This is a genomic window from Bradyrhizobium sp. S3.12.5, from assembly GCF_040548225.1.
In the GTDB taxonomy this organism is placed as follows: domain Bacteria; phylum Pseudomonadota; class Alphaproteobacteria; order Rhizobiales; family Xanthobacteraceae; genus Bradyrhizobium; species Bradyrhizobium cytisi.
The window spans coordinates 96,381-112,178 of sequence record NZ_JBEPRF010000027.1 but is presented as its reverse complement, the minus strand read 5'-3'; the positions used below and the strand labels follow the sequence as shown (position 1 = coordinate 112,178).

General features: G+C 65.0%; 15 protein-coding genes. 9 read left to right on the top strand and 6 right to left on the bottom strand.

Going from position 1 to position 15,798, the window contains the following annotated elements; genetic code table 11:
• The first annotated feature begins 224 nt into the window (after positions 1-224).
• The 4 genes from ABIC09_RS31490 to ABIC09_RS31475 all read left to right on the top strand — a co-directional run bounded on the left by ABIC09_RS31490 (position 225) and on the right by ABIC09_RS31475 (position 4,024).
• Positions 225-1,961: an adenylate/guanylate cyclase domain-containing protein gene (locus tag ABIC09_RS31490; RefSeq protein WP_148755744.1), complete on the top strand. Its 1,737-nt coding sequence runs from the start codon at positions 225-227 to the stop codon at positions 1,959-1,961.
• Positions 1,962-2,096: 135 nt separating this feature from the next.
• Positions 2,097-3,296 (top strand): SorA family sulfite dehydrogenase catalytic subunit, encoded by a 1,200-nt coding sequence (sorA, locus tag ABIC09_RS31485; protein WP_354111690.1) that lies wholly within the window; start codon positions 2,097-2,099, stop codon positions 3,294-3,296.
• Between the two features lie 11 nt (positions 3,297-3,307).
• Positions 3,308-3,616, top strand: a complete 309-nt coding sequence (gene sorB, locus ABIC09_RS31480) for a SorB family sulfite dehydrogenase c-type cytochrome subunit (protein ID WP_354111689.1) — start codon at positions 3,308-3,310, stop codon at positions 3,614-3,616.
• Positions 3,617-3,823: 207 nt separating this feature from the next.
• Positions 3,824-4,024, top strand: a complete 201-nt coding sequence (locus ABIC09_RS31475) for a cold-shock protein (RefSeq protein ID WP_008134691.1) — start codon at positions 3,824-3,826, stop codon at positions 4,022-4,024.
• A gap of 168 nt (positions 4,025-4,192) precedes the next feature.
• Here ABIC09_RS31475 and ABIC09_RS31470 read toward each other — a convergent pair whose 3' ends face one another.
• Positions 4,193-4,654 carry an Lrp/AsnC ligand binding domain-containing protein gene (locus tag ABIC09_RS31470; RefSeq protein WP_018643717.1) on the bottom strand — a complete coding sequence of 154 codons (462 nt, stop codon included), beginning with the start codon at positions 4,652-4,654 and terminating at the stop codon, positions 4,193-4,195.
• A gap of 114 nt (positions 4,655-4,768) precedes the next feature.
• Between ABIC09_RS31470 and putA the strand changes: the two genes are divergently transcribed.
• From putA to ABIC09_RS31455, 3 genes are all read left to right on the top strand, one after another.
• Complete coding sequence (gene putA, locus ABIC09_RS31465; protein WP_354111688.1) at positions 4,769-7,768, top strand: bifunctional proline dehydrogenase/L-glutamate gamma-semialdehyde dehydrogenase PutA; 3,000 nt, start codon at positions 4,769-4,771, stop codon at positions 7,766-7,768.
• 116 nt (positions 7,769-7,884) lie between these two features.
• Positions 7,885-9,090, top strand: coding sequence for a CaiB/BaiF CoA transferase family protein (locus ABIC09_RS31460; protein ID WP_354111687.1), 1,206 nt, complete (start codon positions 7,885-7,887; stop codon positions 9,088-9,090).
• A 131-nt stretch (positions 9,091-9,221) separates the two neighbouring features.
• Positions 9,222-9,869: a glutathione S-transferase family protein gene (locus tag ABIC09_RS31455; protein ID WP_354111686.1), complete on the top strand. Its 648-nt coding sequence runs from the start codon at positions 9,222-9,224 to the stop codon at positions 9,867-9,869.
• A 10-nt stretch (positions 9,870-9,879) separates the two neighbouring features.
• Here ABIC09_RS31455 and ABIC09_RS31450 read toward each other — a convergent pair whose 3' ends face one another.
• The 3 genes from ABIC09_RS31450 to ABIC09_RS31440 all read right to left on the bottom strand — a co-directional run bounded on the left by ABIC09_RS31450 (position 9,880) and on the right by ABIC09_RS31440 (position 12,711).
• Positions 9,880-10,044 carry a hypothetical protein gene (locus ABIC09_RS31450; protein WP_187435391.1) on the bottom strand — a complete coding sequence of 55 codons (165 nt, stop codon included), beginning with the start codon at positions 10,042-10,044 and terminating at the stop codon, positions 9,880-9,882.
• A 17-nt stretch (positions 10,045-10,061) separates the two neighbouring features.
• The gene (locus ABIC09_RS31445; RefSeq protein WP_354111685.1) at positions 10,062-11,612 is read right to left on the bottom strand and encodes a hypothetical protein; all 1,551 of its coding nucleotides are present in this window, start codon (positions 11,610-11,612) and stop codon (positions 10,062-10,064) included.
• A 94-nt stretch (positions 11,613-11,706) separates the two neighbouring features.
• Positions 11,707-12,711, bottom strand: coding sequence for a hypothetical protein (locus tag ABIC09_RS31440; RefSeq protein ID WP_354111693.1), 1,005 nt, complete (start codon positions 12,709-12,711; stop codon positions 11,707-11,709).
• 282 nt (positions 12,712-12,993) lie between these two features.
• On the opposite strand from ABIC09_RS31440, the gene ABIC09_RS31435 reads away from it, so the two are divergent.
• Together ABIC09_RS31435 and ABIC09_RS31430 are read left to right on the top strand one after the other, a co-directional pair.
• A complete protein-coding gene (locus ABIC09_RS31435) occupies positions 12,994-13,365 on the top strand; it encodes a Crp/Fnr family transcriptional regulator (RefSeq protein ID WP_354035611.1) in 372 nt (123 codons plus the stop codon).
• The gene (locus tag ABIC09_RS31430) at positions 13,362-14,174 is read left to right on the top strand and encodes an MBL fold metallo-hydrolase (RefSeq protein ID WP_148755753.1); all 813 of its coding nucleotides are present in this window, start codon (positions 13,362-13,364) and stop codon (positions 14,172-14,174) included. Before ABIC09_RS31435 ends, ABIC09_RS31430 begins: the two co-directional genes overlap by 4 nt.
• 104 nt (positions 14,175-14,278) lie before the next feature.
• Here ABIC09_RS31430 and ABIC09_RS31425 read toward each other — a convergent pair whose 3' ends face one another.
• Positions 14,279-14,776, bottom strand: coding sequence for a TPM domain-containing protein (locus ABIC09_RS31425; RefSeq protein WP_354111684.1), 498 nt, complete (start codon positions 14,774-14,776; stop codon positions 14,279-14,281).
• 2 nt (positions 14,777-14,778) lie between these two features.
• A complete protein-coding gene (locus tag ABIC09_RS31420) occupies positions 14,779-15,669 on the bottom strand; it encodes a TPM domain-containing protein (protein WP_354111683.1) in 891 nt (296 codons plus the stop codon).
• Positions 15,670-15,798 lie beyond the last annotated feature (129 nt).

Here is a 15,798-nt window from a genome sequence, read left to right as displayed (position 1 = left end):
GCTCCCGCCGCGGACCAGTCTTATAAGTGCGATTCGTCATGAATAGAATCGTACATCGATCCGGATTCGGGCGAGAACAATTCTTGCCCAGTCTCTACGCTTTGCCCACACTACAATACTTACCGTTACGTAACCTTGCCGCGCATGTGATCGAAGGGGCCGTTCGCCTGCGGAATTTAACTCTCCGCTGGCTGTTCTCCTCAGTGAACTGGTACAACCGAATCATGGCCACGACCGCTCTTTCACGCTTGACCGAACTCGTCCGCTCGACCAGCGCGCGGCAGGTGCGGCTGGTCTGCGGCGTGATCCTGTTCGCTTACGTGGTCAGCCATTTCCTCAACCATGCACTCGGCAACATCTCCGTCGATGCCATGCAGATCGGGGTCTATTACCACACGTCGTTCTGGCAGTTCCTGCCCGTCGCAATCGTGTTCTATGGCGCAGCCCTGACCCATATGGGGCTCGGCGTCTATGCGATGTACCAGCGCCGCCAGTTCCGCTGGCGGACGATCGAGCCGCTGCAGCTCGTGCTGGGGCTGAGCATCCCGGCGCTGGTGATGGCGCATGTGATCGGCGTGCGGCTCGGCCAGACGCTGTACGGGCACGAGAAGCTGTATCCGCAGGAGCTCTATCTGTTCTTCGTCGCGGCGCCCGGCCGGCTCTGGACGATGACGATCCTGCTCATCGTCGCCTGGGTGCACGGCTGCATCGGCATCTATTTCTGGCTCCGGCTCAAGCCGTTCTTCATCCGCGCGGCGCCGTACCTGCTGGCGGCAGCCGTGCTGACCCCGACGCTGGCGCTGCTCGGCATCTACCAGGGTGGCCGCAGCATCGCCGCCGAGAGCGAGGACGGCGAGTGGCGCACGCATAATTTCACGCAGCGCCAGGTCGGCACGGTCGCCGAGGCCGATACGCTCGATCGCATCACCGGCGGACTGACGATGGGCTACATCGGCCTGCTCGGACTGGTGCTGCTCGGGCGCGGTGTGCGCGGCTGGCGTGAGCGGCGCGGCGGCATGATCGCCTTGTCCTACGGCAACGGCAAGACCGTGCGCGTGCCCAAGGGCCTCTCCGTGCTGGAAGCCAGCCTGCGCCACAACGTGCCGCATGCCAGCGTCTGCGGCGGCCGCGCCCGCTGCTCGACCTGCCGCATCCGCATCATCGGTGACCACGGCACCTTGCCCGAGCCGTCGCAGCGCGAGGCCTTCGTGCTGGCCCGCGTCGGCACCGCCGATCCCTCGATCCGGCTTGCCTGCCAGCTGCGACCGAACTCAGACCTCTCCTTCTTCCAGCTGTTCATGCCGCATATGCTGGCGGCCAGCGCGCATGCGTCCTCGCCTTCGAGAATTGGGCAGGAGCGCTATCTCGTCAGCCTGTTCGTGGACATGCGCGGCTCGACGCAGCTCGCCGAGAAGCGGCTGCCGTTCGACACCGTCTTCATCGTCAATCGCTTCCTCGGCGCCGTGTCGCAGGCCGTGATCGAGAATGGCGGCCAGCCCAACCAGTTCGTCGGCGACGGCATGCTGGCGCTGTTCGGCCTCACCAGCGATCCGCAGACCGCCTGCCGGCAGGCGCTGAAGGCGGTGGCCGCCATCGCAACCCATGTCGACGAGCTCAACGAGCTCCTGAGCCACGATCTGCGCCAGCCGATCCGTTTCGGCATCGGCGTCCACGGCGGCGAGGTCATCATCGGCGACATCGGCTACCGCGACCACATCGTCTTCACCGCGCTCGGCGACGCCGTGAACGTCGCAGCCCGCCTCCAGGACATGACCAAGACGCTGACCTGTGAGGCGATCGTCTCCGAAGAGGTCCGCCGCACCGCCGGTCTTCACGACGATGCGCTGCCGCAACAGGAGGTCGCGATCCGCGGCCGCGACGAGCCGATGCTGGTGCGCGTCATCACCGACACCAGGACATTGTCCGCCCTGATCGCCGGCGGCGAGCGCGTCGCGGCGTAACACCGGCTTGCTGCAGCGCAACGGCATGGGCTTGCCGCGAAAGCACGAATTGACTTCGCCCGAGTCGTTGCGACAGATGAGTACGGGATCGCGGTGATGACCGCCATCCAACGAAAAGCTCCGGGAGGAGACGACATGTTCGACCGACGCGACCTGCTCAAAGGAGCGGGCCTTGCTGCTATGACGGCCACACTGAATTCAACCAGAGCGCTGGCACTCGACACCGTTACGCTCCCCTTCGCCAATGGCGAACGGCCGCTGGTGAAATATCCGCAGAAGCGGCCGATGATCGGGCTGACCAGCCGGCCACCGCAACTCGAGACGCCGTTCGCGGTCTTCAACGACGGCCCGATCACGCCAAACAACGCGTTCTTCGTGCGCTATCACCTCGCCGACCTCCCCTACAATCTCGATCCCGACACGTTCACGCTCGAGGTCAAGGGCAAGGTGGACAAGCCGCTCAAGCTGTCGCTGAAGGACATCAGGAAGATGAAGGCGACCGAGATCGTCGCCGTCAACCAGTGCTCCGGCAACAGCCGCGGCTTCTTGGAGCCGCGTGTCGCCGGCGGCCAGCTCGCCAATGGCGCGATGGGCAATGCGCGCTGGCGCGGCGTGCCGCTGAAGACGGTTCTGGAGATGGCGGGCGTGCAGGCCGGCGCCAAGCAGGTGGTGTTCGGCGGCATGGATGGCCCGGTGAGCGACAAGACGCCCGACTTTGCCAAGGCGCTCGACCTCGCTCACGCGGCCGACGGCGAGGTGATGCTGGCCTATGGCATGAACGGCGACGATTTGCCGTTCCTCAACGGCTTCCCGCTGCGCCTGGTCGTGCCCGGTTATTACGGCACCTACTGGGTCAAGCACCTCAACGAGATCACCGTCGTCGACACCGTCTATGACGGCTTCTGGATGAAGTCGGCCTATCGCATCCCGGACACGCCGAACAATTCGATCGAGCCCGGCACCGCGCCGAAGGCGACGATCCCGATCAACCGCTTCACCATCCGCTCGTTCATCACCAACGTGACTGACGGCGCCAGGCTGAAGGCCGGACGCACAATGTTACGCGGCATCGCCTTCGACGGCGGCAAGGGCATCAAGGACGTCTCGGTCTCCACCGATGGCGGCAAGACCTGGACCGCCGCCAAGCTCGGCAAGGATCTCGGCAACTACTCATTCCGCGAATGGAAACTGCCGGTGAAGCTTGCCTCGGGCCAGGTCGAGCTGAGGGTGCGCGCGACCAGCAATTCCGGCGAGACGCAGCCGGACACGCCGCGCTGGAACCCGGCGGGTTATTTGCGCAACGTCGTCGAAACCGTCCGCGTCAGCGTGGCCTGAGGAGAATGATCATGCAGCGCACCGTTCTCATCGCCATCACACTTGTCGCCGCCGCTGCTGCGGGTTCGGTCCTCGCCGCCCCGGTCAACTACAAGACGCCGGACGAGGTCGCAGCCTTCAGGCCCGGCCCCAATCTCGAGGTGGTTCAGGGCAATTGCGCCGCCTGCCACTCGTCCGACTACATCGCTACGCAGCCGCCGATGAAGGACAAGAAAGGGTTCTGGCAGGCCGAGGTGACCAAGATGATCAAGGTCTATGGCGCGCCGATCGACGACGCCGACGTCGGCAAGATCGTGGACTATCTGGCCGCGACTTATTGACGGAGGCCGGGATGCGCCCGGAGAATTGACCGCGAAACGGGCAAAACCGGCAAAAACGCCGCGAAGTTGAGCGAATTTCCGCGAGATGCAGATGTGGTTTGATCTACCAAGCCCGCCACATTCCGCGTATCCTGTTAGGACCGAACCGGCCGGTTGGCGGGGACTGGCGGTTCGCGATCTCGGAGGAAGACCCGCGGAGAAGACGTGATGGCTAAAGGTACGGTCAAGTGGTTCAATCCGACGAAGGGTTATGGATTTATCCAGCCTGCGTCGGGCGGCAAGGATGTGTTCGTGCATATCTCGGCAGTGCAGAAAGCCGGTCTGTCCTCCCTCAACGAGGGCCAGACGGTTGAGTATGAAGAGATCGCAAACCGGGGCAAGACATCCGCAGAGAACCTCAAAGTATAAGCCCGCCAGCCTTTGCTGCCTTCCGGATCGGTCCGGGAGTCGGGCCAAGAAAATTTTAGAAAACGATCAGTGCATTCGACGACAGGCGTTGCGACTGCGCGTGGACACTATTTGCCCATAGAGATCGCCAATCAACGCCGCAGCAGTGACAATCGCGACCGCATTTCGTCAGCCAACCGGCAACGGTGCGTCGCGCTTGATCTCCTCCATCACCGCATAGGTGCGCGTCTCGCGCACCCCCGGCATCGACAGCAAGGTCTCGCCGAGGAAGCGCCGATACGCGGTCATGTCGGCCAGCCGCGCCTTCACTAGATAGTCGAAGCCTCCGGCAACCATGTGACACTCCAGCACTTCAGGCGCGAGTTTCACCGCGCGCGCAAAGCGCTCGAAATTGTCTGGCGTGGTCTTGTCGAGCAGCACCTCGACGAACACCAAAAGGCCGAGGCCAAGCCGGTGTGGATTGAGCCGCGCCCCATAGCCCTCGACGAAACCCTCGCGCTGCAGGCGCTTCAGCCGCTCGCCGATCGAGGTCGGCGACAGCCCGATGCGCTCGGCCAGCTCGACATTGGCGATTCGCCCATCCTCCTGCAGAATAGAGAGAATCTTCCGGTCGATTCGGTCCAGTTCCATATTTTGTACGGCCAATATGCCAGCGACCTTCATTTCCTAAGGCAAAATGGCTATCTTGTCTATCGAACCACGGTCATGCGGGCTTTATCCTGAACTTCAGCCACAGGACACGCCATGCCGAACATCCCGCCTCCTTTCTCCGCCCCCTATGCGCCCGACGACGCCGACATCGCCGCACGGCTCTTTTCATCGGCACATCTGAGCCCGCCGCAGGAGGCGCGGATCGACCGCACCGCGACCCGGCTGATCGAGGCGATCCGCAAGCGCGACGACCGGCTCGGCGGGGTCGAGGACATGCTGCGCGAGTTCGCACTCTCGACCAAGGAAGGCCTGGCGCTGATGGTGCTGGCGGAGGCGCTGCTGCGCGTGCCCGACGCACGCACCGCCGACCAGTTCATCGAGGACAAGCTCGGCGAGGGCGATTTTATCCATCACGAGACCAAGTCCACGGCGTTCCTGGTCAACGCCTCCGCCTGGGCGCTCGGCCTCTCCGCGCGCGTGATCCAGCCCGGCGAGACACCGGACGGCACCATCGGCCGTCTCGTGAAGCGGCTGGGCGCGCCGGCCGTGCGCACCGCCACGCGTCAGGCGATGCGGCTGATGGGCAATCATTTCGTGCTAGGGGAGACGATCGAGCAGGCGCTGGAGCGGGGCCGGCCGCGCTCAGGCCAAAAGCCGCGCTACTCCTTCGACATGCTCGGCGAAGGCGCGCGGACGGCTGCCGACGCCAAGCGCTATTTCGACGCCTATGCGAGTGCGATCGAAACCATCGGCAAGGCGGCAGGCGACCATCCCCTGCCCGACCGGCCCGGCATCTCGGTGAAGCTCTCGGCGCTGCATCCGCGCTTCGAGGCGATCAGCCGCGCGCGCGTGATGGCCGAGCTGGTGCCGCAACTGCTGGATCTGGCTCGGCGCGCCAAGGCGCACGATCTCAACTTCACCGTCGATGCCGAGGAAGCGGACCGGCTTGAGCTGTCGCTCGACGTGATCGCGGCAACGCTCGCCGATCCCTCGCTCAAGGGCTGGGACGGGTTCGGGCTTGCGATCCAAGCTTATCAGAAGCGCGCCAGCGCGGTGATCGACTACATCCACGAGATTGCGCGGGCGCACGACCGCAAGCTGATGGTGCGCCTGGTCAAGGGCGCCTATTGGGACACCGAGATCAAGCGCGCGCAGGAGCGCGGGCTCGACGGCTATCCGGTGTTCACCCGCAAGGCGATGACGGATCTGAATTACGTCGCCTGCGCCTCGAGGCTTCTAAACCTGCGGCCACGCATCTTCCCGCAATTTGCGACCCACAACGCGCTCAGTGTCGCAACCGTGCTGGAGCTCGCCGGCGACGCTGGCGGCTTCGAATTCCAGCGCCTGCACGGCATGGGCGAAGCGCTCTACGAGCAGCTCGCCAAGGATCACCCCGATATCGCATACCGCACCTATGCGCCGGTCGGCAGCCATCGCGACCTGCTCGCCTATCTGGTGCGGCGGCTGCTCGAGAACGGCGCCAACTCCTCCTTCGTGGCGCAGGCGGCCGACTACCGCGTCCCCGTCCCGGCGCTGCTGAAGCGTCCGGTCGATCTCATCGTGCGGCCTGATCACGCGCATCATGCCAAAATCCCGCTGCCGGGCGATCTGTTCGCGCCGGAACGGCATAATTCGGGCGGCATCGAATTCGGCGAGCGCGCGGCGCTCGGCCGGTTGCTCACCGACGTCAAGGCCGCAACGACCGAGCTCGAGCCGGTCACGGACGCAACACCCGAGCAGGCGGGCGCGGCGATCGCCGCGGCCCGCGCGGGCTTTGTGGCCTGGAGCCGGACGCCGGCGGCCACGCGCGCCGCGGCGCTGGAGCAGGCCGCGCATCTGCTGGAGAGCCGCAGCGCGCACTTCATCGCGGCTCTTCAACGCGAAGGCGGCAAGACGCTCGACGACGCGCTCTCCGAGCTGCGCGAGGCCGCCGATTTCTGCCGCTACTATGCCGCACAGGGCCGAAAGCTGTTCGGCAGCGAGGTCGCGATGCCGGGCCCGACCGGCGAGAGCAATTCGCTCACCATGCGCGGCCGCGGCGTGTTTGTCGCGATCTCGCCGTGGAATTTTCCGCTGGCGATATTCCTGGGCCAGGTCGCCGCGGCGCTGATGGCCGGCAACAGTGTCGTTGCAAAGCCCGCCGAGCAGACGCCGCGCATCGCGGTTGAGGCCGTCGCCCTGCTGCACGAGGCCGGCATCCCGAGAAGCGCGCTGCATCTCGTCACCGGCGACGGCCGCATCGGCGCCGCGCTGACCGCGCATCCTGACATTGCAGGCGTCGTCTTCACCGGCTCGACCGAGGTCGCGCGTCACATCAACCGGACGCTTGCCGCCAAGGACGGCCCGATCGTGCCGCTCATCGCGGAGACGGGCGGCATCAACGCGATGATCGCGGATGCGACCGCGCTGCCCGAGCAGGTCGCCGACGACGTCGTCACTTCGGCGTTCCGCTCCGCGGGCCAGCGCTGCTCGGCGCTGCGGCTCTTGTTCGTGCAGGAGGACGTCGCCGACCGCATGATCGAGATGATCGCGGGCGCGGCGCGCGAATTGAAGATCGGCGATCCCGCCGACGTCGCGACCCATGTCGGCCCGGTCATCGACGGCGAGGCCAAGCAGCGCCTCGAGGCGCACATCGCGCGGATGAAGACGGAGGCGCGGATGCACTATGCAGGCGCAGCTCCAGAGGGCTGCTTCGTCGCGCCGCATATCTTCGAGCTCAAGGACGCCGGCCAGCTCACCGAGGAGGTGTTCGGCCCGGTCCTGCATGTCGCGCGCTACCGCGCCGAGACCCTCGAACGTGTGCTGCAAGCGATCGCGCGCACCGGCTATGGCCTGACGCTCGGCGTCCATTCCCGCATCGACGATACGGTCGAGGCCATCATCGACCGTGTCCAGGTCGGCAACATCTACGTCAACCGCAACATGATCGGCGCCGTGGTCGGCGTGCAGCCGTTCGGCGGCAACGGCCTGTCCGGAACCGGCCCCAAGGCCGGCGGCCCGCATTATCTCGCGCGCTTCGCCACCGAGCAGACCGTGACAATCAACACCGCGGCAGCCGGCGGCAACGCCGCGCTGCTTGCGGGCGAGGAGTGAGGCCTTGCGCCCGGCGCCGTTGCATCCCGGCAAAACATCGGTCTAATGGCTCCCATGACGTGCCCGCGCCAATTCCAGCCAGCGGGAAACAACAAGAGCGAGGGAGCAACGCCGCGATGGAGAAAGGCATTTTTGCAGGTCTCAAGGTTCTGGACTGCGCGAGCTTCATCGCAGCGCCCGCGGCTGCGACCGTGCTGTCCGATTTCGGCGCCGACGTCATCAAGATCGAGCCGCCCGGCGCCGGCGACCCCTACCGCAATCTGCCGAACCTGCCCGGCTATCCCACCGGCGAGCACAATTTCGCCTGGCTGCTGGAGGCGCGCAACAAGAAGAGCCTCGCGCTAGACCTCTCCCAGCGGGAAGCGCAGGCCGTGCTCTACAAGCTGGTCGAGGAGGCCGACGTCTTCATCACCAACATGCCGCCACCGGTGCGCGGCAGGCTCGGCATCACCTATGACCACCTCGCCCATCTCAACGCCCGGCTGATCTATGCCTCCTTCACGGGCTATGGCGAGAAGGGCGAGGAAGCCAATAAGCCCGGCTTCGACAGCAACGCCTATTGGGCGCGCTCCGGCCTGATGGACCTCGTCCGCGCCGACACCAACACCACGCCGGCGCGCTCGGTCGCCGGCATGGGCGACCATCCCTGCGCCATGGCGTTGTACAGCGCGATCGTCACCGCGCTCTATCAGCGCGAGAAGACCGGCAGGGGCTCGCATGTCGCGTCGAACCTGATGGCGAACGGGGTGTGGGCGGCGGGCGTGCTGGCGCAGGCAAAACTTTGCGGCGCCAAGTTCGGCGAACGGCGGCCGCGTGAACGCGCGCCGAATGCGGTGGGCAACCACTACCAGTGCAAGGACGGCCGCTGGCTGATCCTGTCGCTGCTCAGCGAGGAGAAGCAGTGGCCGACGCTCGCCAAGTGCCTCGGGCGCGAGGACCTGATCGCCGATCCCCGCTTCGCCACCAAGCCCGACCGTCACGCCCGCTCGATCGAGCTGATCAGGATCTTTGACGAGACGTTTGCCACCAGGGACCTCGCCGAATGGCGCAAGATCCTCGACGGCAACGGGCTGGTGTTCGGCATCGTCGGCATTCTGGACGACATCCCGAACGACAAGCAGATGCTCGACAACGAGGTGCTGGTGCCGTTCGAGAACGACACCATGCTCACCATCTCCAGCCCGATCTGGATCGACGGCACCAGGAAGGTGCAGCCGCGCAAGCCGCCCGGCGTCGGCGAGCACAGTGACGAGATTTTGCGTGGCGCGGGATACGACGAAACCGCGATCAAGCAGCTGCGGGGATCGGGGGCAGTCGGCTAGGGTCGGCACGCCGCCGCAATCCAGAATCTCACCGCGGATGCATTGCTGGATTGCTTCGCTCCGCTCGCAATGACGACGCTGGACCAGCGCGATATAACGATTGGCAGAACACAATTCTCGCGTGAGGTCACATGCCCCTCTATCGCCTGCACTACTTCCCCGAATCCGGCAACAGCTACAAGCTGGCGCTGATGCTCACGCTTTGCGGCGAGACGTTCGAGCCGGTCTGGACCGATTTCGGCGGCGGCGTCACACGCACGGCGGAGTGGCGCAAGGCCGTCAACGAGATGGGCGAGATTCCTGTGCTCGAGGTCGACGGCGTGAAGATGACGCAGACCGCGCCCCTCCTGCTCAAGCTTGCCGAGCAATATGGCCGTTTCGGCGCCGAGACAGAGGACGAAAAGTTCGAGCTGCTGCGCTGGCTGTTCTGGGACAACCACAAGCTCACCGGCTACATGGCGACCTATCGCTTCATGCGGGCCTTCACCGAGAACAACGATCCGCAGGTGCTGAAGCACTTTCGCCGGCGGTTGGAGGACTTCCTCGGCATTCTCGACGGACATCTCCAGCACAATGCTTTTGCGATCGGCACCAAGCCGACCGTCGCCGATATCTCGATGATGGCCTATCTGCATTATCCGAGCGACGAGCACGGTTTCGATTTCGCGGAAACCCATCCCGCCATCCACGCCTGGCTCGGCCGTATGGCCGCGCTGCCGGGCTGGAAGCCGGCCTATGAGCTGCTGCCCGGCAAGCGGATGACGAACTACGCGAAGTGAGGGGCGGCGGCTATCGCAGCGCCAGCCAGCCGAGCGTGAACAGGATGCCGCCGATGATGACGACCACCGCGACCGCCCAGGTGCTGACGCGGATGCTGCCCGTGACCTGTTTGGCTTCCTCATTGCGCGCGATCTCGCGATTGCGCTCCTTGTTGGCTTCGCTCGTGTCCGTCATGGGTCGTCCCGATCGGTTTAGCGCGTCTTGATGAAGCACATGCCAATGCGGCTCGAGGCCGCGGCGGCCTGACAGGTGAGACCTTTAGCACAGGTCCATGACGTAAAACTCTTATCGGGCGTTCCCGATCCCGCGTTTTGTAGAGAACAATGGGCGCCCCAGCCGTCCTGATATTCGGTGCCGGCGAGCTCCCGGCTGCCGCGGGTCTGCGGCCGGCTGGCAAATCCGCGTGAGAAATCAGGGCGTTTGCCCGCTGCAAAAGCGGTCAGGATGTCGCGGCGACGGAGCTGGTCGCCGACGAAATGCGGCGAGGCCGGCACGATGGTGGCATTCGACGGCCTGTCCGCAAGCCAGTCCACGCCCGGGAAATGGAAGCCGCCGATACCGCGGGTCTGGTGGCAGCCCGAGCAGGTGACATCGTTGAGGCGGCGCTGGAAGCCTGCGACCGAGCGGATGTTCTCCATGGTGATGCCGCGTGCCGCGGCCTGCTTCAGCGCGCCGACGACGTCGTTGTCGGTGAAGACGGGATCGCTCTTGCCCTCGCCTTTCTCTTCCCCTTGCATCAAGCCGAACTCCGGCTGCATCGCCGAGGCGTCGAGGCCCGCAGGTGTCGGCGCCACGGCGGCCTTGGCGAGAAATTTATCCGGGATCAGCACGGTGCCGCGATCGAACTCGCGAAGATTCGCAGGCGCAAGCAGCCAGGCCTTGAAGTCGCGCCGGAGCGCATCATCGGCAAGGATGCGGTCGCGGTCGATCTGGTTCTCCAGCGTCGATTCCTCGAACGTCCTGGTGGCCGCGTCGTATTTGAACACCTTGAGCAGATAGTCGGAGCGGAAATCGTGCAGCGCCGATTTCGGTGCGATCGAGATCTGGATGTTAGTCTCGATCCGATCGATCATCGCATCATAGGGAACAGTGCGGCTGCCGAGCAGCCCTTGCCAATCGCCATTTTCCAGCCAGCGCCGCGCGACCTCGGCGCAGGTGACAGGCTTGCCGTCGCCATCGGTCTGGTGTGCGTCGTGCGCCTTCATCACCAGATTGAACGTCATCGGCAGGCGCGTCGCGGTGTTGCTGCCGTCCGGCCTGGTCTCGAACCGGGCCAGCCGATAGATCAGCCGGATCTCGCCGCAGGACTCCTCCGAGACATAGGCGCGGTCCATGCGATTGACGATGCCGGCCAGCACGAAGCGCGTGTCGGGGGATTTCAGCGCGGCGCGATCGAACAGCTGGACGTCGAAACCTTCGCCGACGCCGATGGTCTCGCCTGGCGAGGCCGCCTTGTGCTGCGCGATGTAGCGATCGAACTCCGCATCGATCGCCGGCGGAATTGCGTTCAGCTGCGGCAGCGAGGCGAACAGCCGATCGCTGGTCAGCGGAACATTCGCGTTCCGCTCAGGCTGCAGCAGGCGGGAAATCGACACAACATCGCTCTGGTCAAGCTTGCGGAGGAGATCGGGATCGGTGATCGCGGTGCCGCGCGCGAGCGGCGCGTTCTCAGCTGCCGAGAGCGACATGACGCCGCCAAACAACAGAATGGCAGCCAGGAGAATTCGCAGCGCGCGGCTCATGCCTCCAGTAACACCGCGCGTGACAGCCTATTCAAGTAAAAAGGCGCTTCACGCGGTGGTGAAGCGCCTCCTCGAGAAGTCGAATATCGAACGCTTAGCGCCCGACGATCAGGCCCTTCGCGGTGACAACCACCCATCGGCCATCCTGGCGGCGGATCGCATCGACGCGGCCGATGCCTGGGATGGGATCGCCGGCATAGACCTCGTACAGGCCACCCCGGCCCTCGATCAGCGCGCCGCCATTGGCGACGTCGCGGAGCCTCCAGCCGTCAATCGTCGGCAGGCGGCCGACCTCGGTCTTCGGCGCGGCGGGCGCGGGCGCCGGGGCAGCAGCGGCCGTCGCGACCTGGGTCGGAGCCGGCGCGATCGAGCCGGTGGTCTCCTTCGCCGGCGCCGCGGCTGCGGCCTGCGCGGGGGCGGCCGGCGGCGTAGTGCGGAGCTTGTCGACGGTCTCGGACAGCTTTGCGAGCTTGGCCATCGGCTCGGCCTGCGCCTTCTCGAGCTTGTCGAGGCGATCGTTGGCCCGGTTGAATTGGCTGACGCCGGTCTTCGAATTGTGCTCGACATTGGCCTTCAGCGCGACGATGTCTGCATCGATCCGCGAGACCGACGCATCCAACGCGCTGGTGTCGGCGACCTGCGCCGGCACCGGGCTGGCGAAATGCATCATGCCGGCGGTCGCGAGCGCGCCGCTGACGGCGCCGACGCAGGCCGCTATCGCCACCACCGCAGCCATCGCCGACAGGCGGCGCTTGTTGCCGGTGTCCCGCACCTCGTCGGCCTTCACATGCGGGGCAAACTCTTCGCGGTCCCAGGACCGTTCCGAGGGCGCCATGACGATCAGCTTGCCGTGTTTAGGTTCGGGCTTGGTTTCAGCCTTAACGTCAGTCTCAACGTCAGTCTTGGTTTCGAATTCCGGGACCTCGATCCTTGAAGCCTCGATCTTTGGCGGCTCGACCTTCGGAATGTCCGGCTTGGGCGGCGTCTCATGGTCGGGGGCGATCGAGGGGGCCTCGATGCCGGCGGCAGCCTCGACGGCCTGCGGCGCAGCGGCGTCGCCAGTCCGGTCACCCGTCTCTTGGCCGGCCAGTTCGGGCATTGATTCGCTCACGGCTCAAATACTCCAGTCCAGGTTGACTTTTTGGTAACTTTCATTGCTTGCGAATTCCTTACCTCGCGACCCGCTTACCGAAATTTTAGGAACTCGTCGGAGGCCGAATTGGGTCGGGAAAGTGGAACCGGCGTGGCGGCGTACAACAAATTGTCAGCCCATGTTGCCCTGCGGCAGACCCGCGGGGCTTAGCCGAAGGGGTTGTTTGCCCGTCACTGTTCCCCGGCTAACATAGGCCGTCCCGTCAGCCAGAAGGCGTTTGGGGGTGCCATGACGATCGAGAAATGCATCAACGTGTTTGGTGTCGATGACGTCATCTTCGAGGAGGGCTCGACCGGTCGCGAGCTGTTCGTCGTGCTCGACGGCGAGGTCGAGATCGCCAAGGTCGACGGCGCGCGCAAGACCAGCATCATCAAGCTCGGCAAGGGCGAGTTCTTCGGCGAGATGGCCGTGATCGACGGCTCAGCGCGCTCGGCAACCGCGATTGCTTCCGCTCCGAACACGAAGGTGATGCGGATCAACCACGCCCGCTTCGTCTATCTCGTCAGCCAGCAGCCGGCGTTCGCGCTGATGGTGATGGACGCGCTGTCGAAACGACTGCGCGCCTCCAACGCGGTCACCTACCGGGCAGCGCAATCATGAGCGAGCGAAAGCCGACCGCATTCCCGATCCTGATGAAGAACGACATCTGCTCGCTGATCCAGGCGACGGACGACGTCTACCAGATCCGCTTCTCCAACCGCGCCGCCAATGCCTATCTCGTGCGCGGCTCGGCGCGCACCATCCTGATCGATGTCGGGTTGTCCTCGAACTATCCGGCGATGGTCGAGTGCCTGAACTTCGCCGGCTGCCCGCCAGAGAAGATCGACATGGTGGTGCTGAGCCACGAACATCTCGACCATATCGGCGCCGCCTGGCACTTCAACGAGCGCCGCACCTATGTCGCCGCCCATCGGCTTGCCGCCAACAAGATCATGCTGCGCGACGACTTTTCCATGCTGCGCAAGATGTTCAACGAGCCGAACGTCCCAATCAACATCGACATCTGGCTCGAGGAAGGCAATCTGATCGACCTCGGCAATTTCCGCCTCAACGTGATGTACACGCCGGGCCATACCTCGGCCTGCATCACGCTGTTCGACCAGGACAAGGGCTTGCTGTTCGCCGCAGACACCCTGATGCCCGGCGGCGTAATGGGCGGCGTGTTCGGCTCCGGCAGCATCTCCGACTACATCCAGTCGCTGGAGCGCATCAAGGGGCTGAACACGAAGATCCTGCTGTCAGGGCACGGACGGCTGTCGGACACACCGCAGGACGACGTGCGCATTGCCATTGCGCGCTCGCACGGCCTGCTGGAGGACACAGCGCAATTGTTCGACGCGCTGGATGCGCGCTCGAACTTCGAGCCAATCATGCAGTCGGTGCGGGATTTGAACAAGCTGGATGATTGATTCGTCATTGCGAGCGCAGCGAAGCAATCCAGAATCCCGCCGCAGTGACAGTCTGGATTGCTTCGCTGCGCTCGCAATGACGCAGTGTGGGTTATCAGCCCGGCTCACATCACCACCGGCTTATCCGGCAGCTCGTTCGGATGCGGGCCAGCCGGCGGATAGTACTTGGCCAGCTCCTTCGACACCGCAGCAATGCCGTCAATCACGCCGCGCTCGAACTGGCCCGCGCCGAACTCGGCCTCCATCGCGCGGCAGATCGTCTCCCAGCCCTCGCTGCCGACCTTCGCGTCGATGCCGCGATCGGCGATGATCTCGACATCGCGGTCGGCGAGCAGCAGGTAGATCAGCACGCCGTTATTATGTGCGGTGTCCCAGATCCGCAAATGCGAGAACACGTCGAGCGCTCGCTCGCGGGCATGCTGATTGCGAAACAGCGGACGGCCGTCGAGCGCGCCTTCGACGACGAAGCGGACCTGGCCGGAATGCGTCGCCTCGCTTCGCTTGATGGCCTGCTCGATGCGGTCGAGCACGCCTTGCGGAAACACCTGCCTCGCACGCCAATGATGCTGCACGAGATGCCTGACGATGCGCCCAATGCTCATGGCTACCAGCTCCCCGAGGCGCCGCCGCCACCAAAGCTGCCGCCGCCGCCGCTGAAGCTGCCATTGTCACTGGACGATGACCCGCTGCTCCAGCTGCTTCCCGACGAGGAACCGCTCGACCACGAGCCGCCGCGCGACGACCCCGTCGATGCCGGAAACAGATCGGCGATGAAGGACAGCACGAACCCGGTGATCCCGGCGAGCAAGGCTACCCCTGCGGATCCGATGATGAGCAACGCCAGGATGGCGATCACGCTGCCGGTTGCGACCGAACCCAGCAATCGCCCCAGCAGCGCGCGCAGGAAACCGCCGACGACGAGCGAGGCAAACAGGACGACCGGTGCGAGCGGCCCGATCTCGTCCAGATTGGCAAAATTCACGCTGCGTGAGGGAACCGGCAGTGGCTCGCCGTCGACGACGCGCATCATCCGCTCGACGCCGGCCGAGATGCCGCCGGCGAAATCACCGTCCCTGAATTTTGGCGTGATGACCTCGTCAATGATCCGCCGCGACGTCACGTCGGTGAGCGCGCCTTCGAGGCCGTAGCCAACCTCGATGCGCAGATGCCGGTCGTTCTTAGCGACCACGAGGATCGCGCCGTCGTCGACCTTCTTGCGGCCGACCTTCCAGGCCTCCGCAACGCGGATGGAGAATTGCTCGATCGTCTCCGGGTCCGTGGTCGGCACGATCAGCACTGCGAGCTGGCTGCCCTTCCGCGTTTCGAAGTCGCTGAGCTTCTGCGACAGAACGGCAATGTCACTGCTCGACAGCGTGCCGGTCCGGTCGACCACGCGGCCGGTGAGCTGCGGCACGGCGACGTCGGCTGAGGCGGAGAACGCCCAGCCAAGGACGAGCGCGAACACGACCATCGCTCGCCACAACGTAGCTGTCATCGCCCGGCTCGACCGGGCGATCCAGTATTCCAGGGACGCCAGCGGGATACGGAGAGGCCGCGGCGTACTGGATCCCCCGCCTTCGCGGGGAATGACAGTGGTGGGTGGAGCGCGCATCGGGAGCGGACG

What these genes read in the sequence shown, in the direction of transcription:
- ABIC09_RS31490 (WP_148755744.1), top strand. Translation starts at nt 225, where the DNA reads ATGGCCACGACCGCTCTTTCACGCTTGACCGAACTCGTCCGCTCGACC.
- ABIC09_RS31420 (WP_354111683.1), bottom strand. Translation starts at nt 15,669, where the DNA reads ATGACAGCTACGTTGTGGCGAGCGATGGTCGTGTTCGCGCTCGTCCTT.
- ABIC09_RS31445 (WP_354111685.1), bottom strand. Translation starts at nt 11,612, where the DNA reads ATGAGCCGCGCGCTGCGAATTCTCCTGGCTGCCATTCTGTTGTTTGGC.
- ABIC09_RS31475 (WP_008134691.1), top strand. Translation starts at nt 3,824, where the DNA reads ATGGCTAAAGGTACGGTCAAGTGGTTCAATCCGACGAAGGGTTATGGA.
- sorA (WP_354111690.1), top strand. Translation starts at nt 2,097, where the DNA reads ATGTTCGACCGACGCGACCTGCTCAAAGGAGCGGGCCTTGCTGCTATG.
- sorB (WP_354111689.1), top strand. Translation starts at nt 3,308, where the DNA reads ATGCAGCGCACCGTTCTCATCGCCATCACACTTGTCGCCGCCGCTGCT.
- ABIC09_RS31430 (WP_148755753.1), top strand. Translation starts at nt 13,362, where the DNA reads ATGAGCGAGCGAAAGCCGACCGCATTCCCGATCCTGATGAAGAACGAC.
- ABIC09_RS31460 (WP_354111687.1), top strand. Translation starts at nt 7,885, where the DNA reads ATGGAGAAAGGCATTTTTGCAGGTCTCAAGGTTCTGGACTGCGCGAGC.
- ABIC09_RS31425 (WP_354111684.1), bottom strand. Translation starts at nt 14,776, where the DNA reads ATGAGCATTGGGCGCATCGTCAGGCATCTCGTGCAGCATCATTGGCGT.
- ABIC09_RS31435 (WP_354035611.1), top strand. Translation starts at nt 12,994, where the DNA reads ATGACGATCGAGAAATGCATCAACGTGTTTGGTGTCGATGACGTCATC.
- ABIC09_RS31450 (WP_187435391.1), bottom strand. Translation starts at nt 10,044, where the DNA reads ATGACGGACACGAGCGAAGCCAACAAGGAGCGCAATCGCGAGATCGCG.
- putA (WP_354111688.1), top strand. Translation starts at nt 4,769, where the DNA reads ATGCCGAACATCCCGCCTCCTTTCTCCGCCCCCTATGCGCCCGACGAC.
- ABIC09_RS31470 (WP_018643717.1), bottom strand. Translation starts at nt 4,654, where the DNA reads ATGGAACTGGACCGAATCGACCGGAAGATTCTCTCTATTCTGCAGGAG.
- ABIC09_RS31440 (WP_354111693.1), bottom strand. Translation starts at nt 12,711, where the DNA reads ATGCCCGAACTGGCCGGCCAAGAGACGGGTGACCGGACTGGCGACGCC.
- ABIC09_RS31455 (WP_354111686.1), top strand. Translation starts at nt 9,222, where the DNA reads ATGCCCCTCTATCGCCTGCACTACTTCCCCGAATCCGGCAACAGCTAC.